The sequence below is a fragment of the Bradyrhizobium sp. USDA 4472 genome (assembly GCF_054058595.1).
The window spans coordinates 6,626,547-6,635,921 of the sequence record NZ_JBSSAM010000001.1; the positions used below are offsets into that span (position 1 = coordinate 6,626,547).

The window sequence follows — 9,375 nt, forward strand, 5'->3', positions numbered from 1 at the left end:
GTCGGAAACCATCAGATCCCCAAATCGACCCCCGGGGGGCCCAACCCCCACCCGGAGACTCTATACCAGCTACCACATTGGGAGCCAAAAGTTAGGCATAATCGCGGCCGGCAAATCCTCCGGAGGTATCCAGTGACCGATCCTTTCGATCTTGAGCGCTTTGTCAGGGCACAAAACCCGATTTTTCGTGCCGTGCAGGGGGAGCTGGCCCAGGGCCGGAAGCAAAGCCACTGGATGTGGTTCATCTTCCCGCAGATCGCTGGCCTCGGGTTCAGCGCCATGTCCCAACGCTACGCTATCGGCTCGCGCGCGGAAGCCGAGTCCTATCTTGCCCACCCCCTGCTCGGCTCGCGTCTCGTCGACTGCACGCGCCTCGTTCTCGCGGTCGAGGGACGAACAATCAACGCAATTCTCGGCGCGCCCGACGATGCCAAATTCCGTTCGTCGATGACGCTGTTCGGCGCGGTGTCCGACGAGCCCATTTTCGATGAGGCGCTCGCCAAATATTTCGCCGGCCAGCGCGACGATGCAACGCTCGGGATTCTCGATAGGCTCGAGCGAAGTGCCTAGCTGCGTCCGCTATCCGGGCGCGCAGCGTAAACCGGCGATTAATACGCCCCCCTTATTTCTTGGAGAATATCTTTCTCCACCTGCGCCCATTGCCGGACAGATCATGAAAATCGGTACGCTGCTGACCACCGCCATCGTCTCGCTCTCGACCGTTGGCGGCGGCCTCGCCGTCTATGTTGCCGTGACGAAATACCAGACGATGGAAAGGATCACCGAGGCGCAGGGCCGGCTCGCGATCGTCCGCGCCGTCAGCGACATCCCGCGCTATCTCAACCCCGAGCGCGGCTTCGCCACCAACATTCTCTACGGGCCGGCGACCATCGACCCCGCACTGCTTGCCGAGCACGACAAGCTGCGCAAGCAGACCGACGGCGCGCGCGACAGGATGAACGTGCTGCGCAAGGAGCTGCCCGGCCCGTTCGACGACGGCGCGGCCACCGGCAGCAAGATCGATGCGCTGAATGCGAGGTTCACCGCGCTGCGTGAGGCCGTGGACAAGGCGATCGCAGGACCGGCCGATGCCCGCAAGGACGCGGCCAGGAAGATCGTCGCCGATAACGACGTGCTCAATAGCGGCGTCACTGCGCTGCTCGACGAGCAGGTCCGCCGCATGGCAATCCTGAACGGCGACGCCTACCGGCAGGCCAGCTACGCCAACCTCGCCATGACGCTTCGCGACATCGGCGGCCTCAACGCCAGCCTGCACAAGAATCTCGTCGGCTCGAAAAAGGTGGCGACCGAGGTCGAGAAGCTCGACATCGCGCGTTCACAGGGGCGCAACGACCAGCTCGTGATATCGCTGCAGGAGCTGCGCGGCAATCCGGCGACGCCCGCCAATGTCGCCTCCGCGCTCGAGACGATGAACTCGGACTATGTCGAGGCTTTCGGCCGCGAGCAGAAGCTCGCCAAGGAAGGTGCGGCGAACGGCAAATACGAACACGACGTCGGGACCTACTACGCGGCATCGCAAGTTGGTCTCGGCGCGATCATCGGCGTGCGCGACGCCTTCTACGACAATGCCGAGCAGATCCTCGCCGGCGCGTCTGCCGCCGCGCGCACCAGCTTCGCGATCGCACTGGTCGGCCTGCTCGCCGTGCTGATCGCCAGCGCCGGCCTCATCGTCATGGTCCGCCGCCGCGTCTGCGCCCCGATCGTCGGCCTGACGACGCGGATGTCACGGCTAGCCGACGGCGACGTCACCGAAGAGATCCCCGGTGCCGAGCGCTCCGATGAGATCGGGGCGATGGCGGCTGCCGTCCAGGTCTTCAAGGACGGCATGATCCGTGCGGAGCGGCTCGCAGCCGAAAAGCACGCCGAGAACGACGGCAAGATGCGCCGCGCCCAGGCGCTCGACGAATTGACCCGCGCTTTCGAGGCCAAGGTTACCGAGCTGGTCGGCGGCCTGTCGCAGGCGTCCTCGACCATGGAGAGCACCGCGCAGTCGATGACCTCGACGGCGGCCCAGACCAACAGCCAGGCCGCGGTCGTGGCCGCCGCCTCCGAGCAGACCTCGACCAACGTGCAGACGGTCGCGAGCGCGACCGAAGAGCTGACCTCCTCGATCGCCGAGATCGGCCGGCAGGTCGCACAATCGACCGAGATCGCGGCCCGCGCCGTCGACAACGCCCGCCGCACCGGCGACACCGCGCGCGCCCTCGCCGACGGCGCGCAGAAGATCGGCGACGTCGTCACGCTGATCCAGAGCATTGCCGAGCAGACCAATCTGCTGGCGCTCAACGCCACCATCGAAGCCGCCCGTGCCGGCGACGCCGGCCGCGGCTTTGCTGTGGTCGCCTCCGAAGTGAAATCGCTGGCCGGCCAGACCGCCAAGGCCACCACCGAGATCTCCGAGCAGATTTCGGCGATCCAGGCCGCGAGCGACGAGACCGTGACTGCGATCCGCAACGTCGCCGACGTCATCGCCGAGATCGACCAGATCGGCAGCGCAATTGCCGCCGCGATCGAGGAACAGGGCTCGGCGACCAAGGAGATCGCGCGCAGCGTCCAGGAAGCCGCCCGCGGCACTCAGGAGGTCAATGCCAACATTTCAGGCGTGCAGCGCGCCGCCGACGACACCGGTGCAGCGGCGCAAGAAGTGCTGGGCGCCGCCGAGCAGCTCTCGACGCAGTCACGCGACCTCGCCGGCCAGTTCGACCGCTTCCTCGGTGAAGTCAGGGCTGCGTAACAAGAGCCGGCCGCATCTCAGGCGGCGGCCCTTGCCATCGTGCGTTTACGTCCGAGGGTGATGAAGGGCATTTCGACCAGCCGCCACATCAGCCAGGCCGCGGGCGTCGTGATCAACAGCGCTGCCAGGAACAGGGACGCAGCGCGGAAGAATGGCAGCTGGTCGGACGGCAGCAGACGGCCCACGATCCCAAGTCCGATGACGTGCAAAAGATAGAAGCTGTATGATATTTGCCCGTAGAACCGGGCGATGTCGACATCGAAGGGCCGCAGCACAACAAGCTTGCGGGGGCCGAAGGCCGCAAGACAAACCAGAACGGACGCGCACAGCGTTTCAAACGCGATCGTGACCGCGGTCTGCTTGCGAACCGCGACGATCACCATCACGACGAGCGCGGCGGTGGCGACGAGCGCTGCCCGAGACGAGTGCGATGCCCTGCTCAGCGTGACCGCGCCCGCTTGCAGGAGCAGGCCGACGACGAACGCATAAAGCGGGGCAAGATTGGTGAATCCGCCGAGCAGGTGGACATAGGGTCCCCAGGACGATATTGCGACGAGAATGCCGACGAGGATCCACACCGGCGTCGCTCCATGCCGCCTCAGCACGGCGTGGGACACGACGATCAACGGAACCGCGACACACTCCACCGTGAGGGACCACATCACGCCGTTGATGTCGCTCTTGATGAGAAGCGCGTTGAGGATGACGTTGAGCGGCTCGAAAGAAGGCTGGAAGCCCGTATAGAAACCCAGACTTTGATAGGCCAATGTCAGCGACAGCACCGTTGCGATTGCAGCCGGCAGCAGCCTGAACAGCCGGTGACGCACGAAAGTGACCGGATCAGGATCGCGATCCAGCGATCGCGCGAGCAGGAAACCGCTCAGCACGAAGAAGACGACGACCGGCGCCATTCCGGTGGCGATCATATCCCAGGACTGCATGCAGGCGTGGAACCCGAGCACCGAGACAGCCGCATACCCACGCATGGCCTCAAGTCGCGGCAGAAACGCTGGATTCCGATCTGCTTCCATGACGGCGACGGTTAACCCAGCAGATCGATCACGGCAACAGCGCCGGGGAAAGCGACGCGCCTAATACGGCGGCGCCTTGCGCGCGCGTTGCGCTTTCGCCGCTTCGATCCACCAGGTGAGATCGTCGGCAAGGCGCGGGAACGAGCGCTCCAGCGCCTTGCCGCCCTCGCCAATCGGCTCGCTCTCGGCCGACAGCGTCTGCGCGATTGGCCCCACGCCGATGGTGCTCGAGACTACCACCATGCCCATCTCCGACAGGGTGCCGTGCCAGGCCGTCGAGGCGCGCGCGCCGGACAGGCGGCCGGCGGAATAGCTCACGATCGCAGCCGGTCGCCAGAACCACTCTTCGAGAAAATGGTCGGTGAGGTTCTTCAGGCCGGGCTGGATGCCCCAATTATATTCACCGGTGACGAAGACGAAGCCGTCGGCGCCGCGGATCTGGCCGGCCAGCTTCTCCAGCGCCTCGGGCGCCGCCCCCTTGGGGTATTCCTTGTACATGCGGTCGAGCATCGGCAGGCCGATCGCCTTGGCGTCGATGAACTCGACCTCCTCGCCACGCTGGCGCAGGCGATCGATGACGAAATTCGCAAGGCGGATGCCCATGCGGTCGGAACGGTAGGACCCGTAGAGGACGAGAATGCGATTGCTCATGGCGGCAGGCTAGCACAAACGGCGGAGCGGGCCTCCACCGATTTGCCGCGCTATCGTTTTCGCTCGAATTCAAGCGTCTGCGACGGCGGCTCGCCGCACTGGCGGCGGTAACTTCGCGAGAAATCGGACAGTTCCGCCCGTCATTGGGCCACTGCGTCCAGCGCACCGGAACGATGTCGGCGATCGCCGCGTCCACCGCGCCGATCGCGGATTCCCGCATGGCCGTCGGCTTCAGCGACACTTCCCCGGGGGGCACCTCCTCGATGGTGTTGGAGGCCGCACCGCTACCACCAATGACGGTGACGGAGCGATCTCGCTGCGCACCGTTCACGCGAATTGGCACGTCGAGATCGTCCATCGCGAATCCGACCAGGTGCAATCAGCGCCGCCAAGCGACCCGCATCCGGCACAAACACCGCACTGATGTTCTCCTTCGAACACCTGCCAGGACCGAAAGAATCGTCCTCGCCCGCTCATCAGTTGGCGAGTGCTCGATCGAAAGACCAAGCGAACGCTGGTGCCCTGCCGAATTTCGATACCGTTTCAGTGAGGCTGACGGTGCGACGATACCCCGGCAGCGCGATCTCGAAATTCCAAATTAACGTCTGTAGGGCGCAATGACGGGTATTGGATCGTCAAATTTTATTTCATTTCAGGCCCTGCCATGTTGGCAAATTCGCCTGCCGGTATTCTTGTCGAATTGGAAGACGCGGTCGCAGCGTGTCCGCCGGAGCGATGCGCGCGCATTCTCGCTGGCATCATCAACCTGCTCACCGCGAACCCGGACCGACCGCAGGAATTGCTCGCGGCCGTGGCCGACGGCGTCTTGCTGCGCCTGATCGAGCGGGTCGCGACCGACGCGCTGGTCCAACTCAGCGCGGCGCTTGCCGCGCTTGCAGTGGCCCCACCCGAAACGTTGCGGCGTCTTGCCATGCACGACAACCCGGACGTGGCGTGTCCCGTCCTGCTCAAATCGCGGGCACTCGCCGCGACCGATCTGGCGGCGATTGCGGCCTCCTGCGGCGAGCGGCAGCAGAGCGCGATCGCAGCCCGCGACTGTATCGAGCCTGACGTGACCGAGGCGCTGATCAAGCGCGGCGCCCCGATCTGCCTTGCGCTGATCAAGAACCCCGGAACAAAATTCTCCGATGCGGCCTACGCCGCACTGATCGCCGGCTCCGATCGCGGCGGCGAGATTGCGAAAGCGCTGGTGCTCCGACCCGGCACACCCGACCTGGTCGTGCGCAGGCTACTCGGCGCCCCGCCAGGCAAGACGACGCCGGCCAGGCCCACCGCATCCTCCGTTCGCTCAGCGCAGGACGCCGCGCCTGCGCTTCAGAAGCTGCCCGGCTCGGCGGAGTATGCGTGCGCACGACCCGAGATCGTCGCGCTCAACCGCGTCGGCAAGCTCAACGATTCTACGGTCAACCGTTTCGCAATCCGCGGCGAGACCGCCAATCTGCTCACCGCCTTGTCGGTGCTCTCAGGGGCTCCGATCGAGATCGTTGAGCAGGTCATGATTGACGAGGATTGCGAGGGATTGGTGATGGCCTGCCGCGCCTCGCGCCTGAACTGGGCGACGACGCTTGCGATCCTGAGCAACCGCAGCGGCGCGCGGCTCTCCTTCGCCCAGCGCGAACGCGCGCAGCACATCTTCGAAACGCTTCTGTTGTCGACCAGCCAGTGGACGGTGCGCTGGGGAGAGATCACAACCAACGCCGGCAAAAGCGATCCGGGGCATCGCGGCACGAGAACGGGGAATAGCCGATGAAATTAAATGGCCGCAAGGATGCTCGCGTGAAAATGGACCACCGCCATCCCGTCAATTTGATGGGTTCGGACGGCACCTGGCGACGCAGCTGCATCCTGCTCGACGTGTCGCAAACGGGCGCCAAGATCGAGGTCGAGGGTACACTCGACGTGCTGCAAGCCAAGGAATTTTTCATGGTGCTGTCGTCGACCGGGCTCGCCTACCGGCGCTGCGAACTGGTCTGGATCGACGGCACCGTGGCCGGCGTGCACTTCATCAACGGGGACCGCAGAAAGAAATCGGCGAACGCAGCCGCCGCGCAGAGCAAATAGGCAATTCGGTTGAAGGTATCGTCTAGCCGGCTCATCTCCAATAAGCTGTCGCAAGTGCCGTCCGCCGGCCGGCGAGAGCATCAACGAGGTCGTGCGTATCCTCACGATCCCGGATATTTCGCCGCGCGGATCGAGCACCGGAATTACAAGCCGACGATGCCGCGCGCGGACGCGTGTCAGGTTCTCTGCGGGGTGACCGGGAGGCTGGAGAAGCCGCAGGTGTTCAAAGTGGTCGCACTCTCGCGATGAACGCGCGGGCCAGGCCGGCGGACGGAATGATCGCGGGAGCCGCTTAGTGCGTAGCCCGGTATTTGATGCGGCGCGGAATCGAGCGGCAGGCCAGTCCTTCGGCAAGCAGCTTCATATCCTCGCGCCGGCCACTGCGGACCAGCCTGCTGAACTCTTCAGGAGTAAAAGGAAGACTGGGATCATCATCGATCGGGCCGCGCACAGGCGGGCCGAAGAACCATCGAACCAGGCTAGCTAGCCGCCGCATGTCAATTCCCTCGCGCCAGCAACAAACCTTTCAGTCCCTGTATTGTTCCTCCTGCACGCTGGAGATTGCAAGAGGCCGCAACGAGTCCGCACGAAAAATTTCGTGAGGGAATATCTCCTCCGGCCTCTCCACTTCAGTCGGCGAAGCCGACATAGCGCACGAACTCGTCGTTGCTCTCGCGATCCGAACGAACGGCGTTCGCGGCAAAGTTGTCGTCGGGATAACCCATCGCGACGCAAGTCATGATGACCTCGTCTTCGGGAATCCCTGCGACCTCGCGCACGATGTCCGAGCGCATGATGCCCTGCCCGTTGATCACCGAGCCAAGACCGCGGTCCCAGGCCGACAGCACGATGCCATAGCAGAGTGCGCCGAGATCGAAATGGCAGACCGCGCCCGGATCGAGCACGCGATCATAGGTCAGCACCAGCGAGACCGGCGCGTCGAACTGGCGAAAGCCGCGCAGCACCCAGTCCTGCCGCATCGGCTTGTCGTCGCGCGCGATTCCCATCGCGCCGAACAATTTCTTGGCGATGTCGACCTGGCGCGTTCGGTGAACACCCTGGTACTCGCCGTGGCTGACGATGTCGCGCTTGACCTTGGCGCCTCCAACCATCTCTTCCATGTTGCGGCGGCGCACCTGTTCGAGCGGCACGCCGGTGAGCACATGGACGTGCCATGGCTGGGTGTTCATCGACGATGGTGCGCGCTTGGCACTCTCGATGATGGCCTCGACCACGGCGCGCGGCACCGGCTCGTTCCTGAAACCGCGCACGCTGCGGCGCGACTGGACCAGCGTCTCGAATTCCACCTTGAAACCTCCCTGCCTTCTTCCGGCGCGCAGCGGGGCGACCGGTTGCCGATGCGGCGCGCGAAATCTATGCTACCGGCCAAGCAAGACCAAGAACCTCGTGAGGACCCGACAATGGCAATCCCGCTCGATCCCGTCATCGCAGAGATCATTCCGACGTTGCCGCTGCGCGATCCCGCGACGATGACGCCCCAGAGCGCTCGCGATTCCTTGCGCGCACTCGCTGCCTCGCGTGCCGGCGCGCCGCCCCCGCCCGTCGATGTCGTGCAGGATATCACGGTGAAGGGCGGCGCCGGTCCGCTCAATGCGCGCCTCTACCGCGTTGGCAATGCGCCCGCTCCCACCGTGGTGTTCTTCCACGGCGGCGGCTGGGTCGCTGGCGACCTCGAGACCCATGACCGGCAGGCGCGCAATCTGGCGATCGAGACCGGCGCGGTCGTGGTATCGGTCGACTATCGCCGCCCGCCGGAGACGCGCTTTCCCGGCGCCTTCGAGGACGCCTTCGCAGCGGCGAGCGACGTGTTCGACCGCGTCGCGGAATTCGGCGGCGACGCACGGCGTCTCGGCGTTGCCGGTGACAGTGCCGGCGGCAACCTCGCCGCTGCGACCGCGATCGCTTGCCGCGACGCGGGCATCGAGCTCGCAGCGCAGCTGCTGGTCTATCCCGTGACCGATGTCGTCGGCTTCTATGCGGATGCACGCGAGAACGCCGGCTTTCCGTCACGCGCGGAAAATGCCGAGGGCTACTTCCTCTCCCGCGCGGTCATGGAATGGTTTGCCCGCCACTATCTCGCTGAGCCAAGTCACGCCGGCGATTGGCGAGTCTCGCCATTGCGGGCTGCCACGCTGGCAGGCCTCGCACCTGCCGTCGTGACCACGGCCTGGTTCGACCCGCTGCGTGACGAAGGCGCGGCCTATGCAAAGGCGCTGGAAGCTGCCGGCGTGCCGGTCAAGCATCATGAGGGCGCCGGGCTGATCCACGGCTATTTCGGGCTCGGCGACGCTTCCGACGTCGCTCGTGACGAAGCGCAACGCGCGCGCGCTGATTTCGGGACGTTGCTGGCGCGCGGGACCTGATCGCATTGCTGAAAAAAGCAGCGGCACCCGGGTGCGCCTGCTTGATTGCGCCACGATTCCGGGCTCCAATCGGCGCTGCCAATTTTTTGGTTTTAGGGAGACACCCATGATGAAGCGGATTTTCCTGGCTGCGATCGTTGCCACCTTCGCAGCCGGTTCGGCGCTGGCGGACGACACTTGCGAGAGCAAGGCCGTCGGCAAGGATGGCAAGGCGCTCGCCGGCGCCGCCAAGACCTCGTTCATGAAGAAGTGCAAGGAGGACGCCTGTGCGCCCAAGGCCGTCGGCTCCGACGGCAAGCCGCTCGCCGGCGCCGCCAAGAACAGCTTCATGAAGAAGTGCGAGATGGGCGCCTAGCGCCTGCGCATTCGCGACCTTTCTGGCGGGCGACCGGCAAACGAGCGACGCCACGGCCGGGCCTGTCCCGGCCATTCTCGTTCTGATTTCCCAAACAGGAGAGACAAAAGACTTTCC

At 64.9% G+C, this 9,375-nt stretch carries 10 protein-coding genes; 6 read left to right on the top strand and 4 right to left on the bottom strand.

The window, feature by feature from the left end; genetic code table 11:
• Positions 1–132: 132 nt before the first annotated feature.
• Both ACVWZ4_RS31225 and ACVWZ4_RS31230 read left to right on the top strand, forming a co-directional pair.
• The gene (locus tag ACVWZ4_RS31225) at positions 133–570 is read left to right on the top strand and encodes a DUF1810 domain-containing protein (RefSeq protein WP_456741838.1); all 438 of its coding nucleotides are present in this window, start codon (positions 133–135) and stop codon (positions 568–570) included.
• A gap of 103 nt (positions 571–673) precedes the next feature.
• Positions 674–2,755 carry a methyl-accepting chemotaxis protein gene (locus ACVWZ4_RS31230; RefSeq protein ID WP_456741839.1) on the top strand — a complete coding sequence of 694 codons (2,082 nt, stop codon included), beginning with the start codon at positions 674–676 and terminating at the stop codon, positions 2,753–2,755.
• 17 nt (positions 2,756–2,772) lie between these two features.
• Here the strand turns inward: ACVWZ4_RS31230 and ACVWZ4_RS31235 are convergent, their stop codons facing one another.
• The gene (locus tag ACVWZ4_RS31235; RefSeq protein WP_456703319.1) at positions 2,773–3,741 is read right to left on the bottom strand and encodes an acyltransferase family protein; all 969 of its coding nucleotides are present in this window, start codon (positions 3,739–3,741) and stop codon (positions 2,773–2,775) included.
• A 105-nt stretch (positions 3,742–3,846) separates the two neighbouring features.
• Positions 3,847–4,437: an NADPH-dependent FMN reductase gene (locus ACVWZ4_RS31240; RefSeq protein WP_456741840.1), complete on the bottom strand. Its 591-nt coding sequence runs from the start codon at positions 4,435–4,437 to the stop codon at positions 3,847–3,849.
• A 664-nt stretch (positions 4,438–5,101) separates the two neighbouring features.
• Here ACVWZ4_RS31240 and ACVWZ4_RS31245 point away from each other — a divergent pair.
• Entirely contained in the window at positions 5,102–6,208 is a 1,107-nt protein-coding gene (locus tag ACVWZ4_RS31245) for a DUF2336 domain-containing protein (RefSeq protein ID WP_456741841.1), read from the top strand.
• Complete coding sequence (locus ACVWZ4_RS31250; RefSeq protein WP_456703315.1) at positions 6,205–6,519, top strand: PilZ domain-containing protein; 315 nt, start codon at positions 6,205–6,207, stop codon at positions 6,517–6,519. Before ACVWZ4_RS31245 ends, ACVWZ4_RS31250 begins: the two co-directional genes overlap by 4 nt.
• Positions 6,520–6,811: 292 nt before the next feature.
• Here the strand turns inward: ACVWZ4_RS31250 and ACVWZ4_RS31255 are convergent, their stop codons facing one another.
• Both ACVWZ4_RS31255 and ACVWZ4_RS31260 read right to left on the bottom strand, forming a co-directional pair.
• Entirely contained in the window at positions 6,812–7,015 is a 204-nt protein-coding gene (locus tag ACVWZ4_RS31255) for a hypothetical protein (RefSeq protein WP_456741842.1), read from the bottom strand.
• Between the two features lie 133 nt (positions 7,016–7,148).
• Complete coding sequence (locus ACVWZ4_RS31260; RefSeq protein WP_456741843.1) at positions 7,149–7,826, bottom strand: nitroreductase; 678 nt, start codon at positions 7,824–7,826, stop codon at positions 7,149–7,151.
• A gap of 114 nt (positions 7,827–7,940) precedes the next feature.
• Here ACVWZ4_RS31260 and ACVWZ4_RS31265 point away from each other — a divergent pair, with 114 nt between their 5' ends.
• Positions 7,941–8,903 (top strand): alpha/beta hydrolase, encoded by a 963-nt coding sequence (locus tag ACVWZ4_RS31265; protein WP_456741844.1) that lies wholly within the window; start codon positions 7,941–7,943, stop codon positions 8,901–8,903.
• A gap of 106 nt (positions 8,904–9,009) precedes the next feature.
• Entirely contained in the window at positions 9,010–9,258 is a 249-nt protein-coding gene (locus ACVWZ4_RS31270) for a hypothetical protein (protein WP_148753029.1), read from the top strand.
• Positions 9,259–9,375 lie beyond the last annotated feature (117 nt).

Coding starts and splice junctions, on each gene's coding strand:
- ACVWZ4_RS31230 (WP_456741839.1), top strand. CDS start 674: ATGAAAATCGGTACGCTGCTGACCACCGCCATCGTCTCGCTCTCGACC.
- ACVWZ4_RS31235 (WP_456703319.1), bottom strand. CDS start 3,741: ATGCGTGGGTATGCGGCTGTCTCGGTGCTCGGGTTCCACGCCTGCATG.
- ACVWZ4_RS31240 (WP_456741840.1), bottom strand. CDS start 4,437: ATGAGCAATCGCATTCTCGTCCTCTACGGGTCCTACCGTTCCGACCGC.
- ACVWZ4_RS31245 (WP_456741841.1), top strand. CDS start 5,102: ATGTTGGCAAATTCGCCTGCCGGTATTCTTGTCGAATTGGAAGACGCG.
- ACVWZ4_RS31250 (WP_456703315.1), top strand. CDS start 6,205: ATGAAATTAAATGGCCGCAAGGATGCTCGCGTGAAAATGGACCACCGC.
- ACVWZ4_RS31255 (WP_456741842.1), bottom strand. CDS start 7,015: ATGCGGCGGCTAGCTAGCCTGGTTCGATGGTTCTTCGGCCCGCCTGTG.
- ACVWZ4_RS31265 (WP_456741844.1), top strand. CDS start 7,941: ATGGCAATCCCGCTCGATCCCGTCATCGCAGAGATCATTCCGACGTTG.
- ACVWZ4_RS31270 (WP_148753029.1), top strand. CDS start 9,010: ATGATGAAGCGGATTTTCCTGGCTGCGATCGTTGCCACCTTCGCAGCC.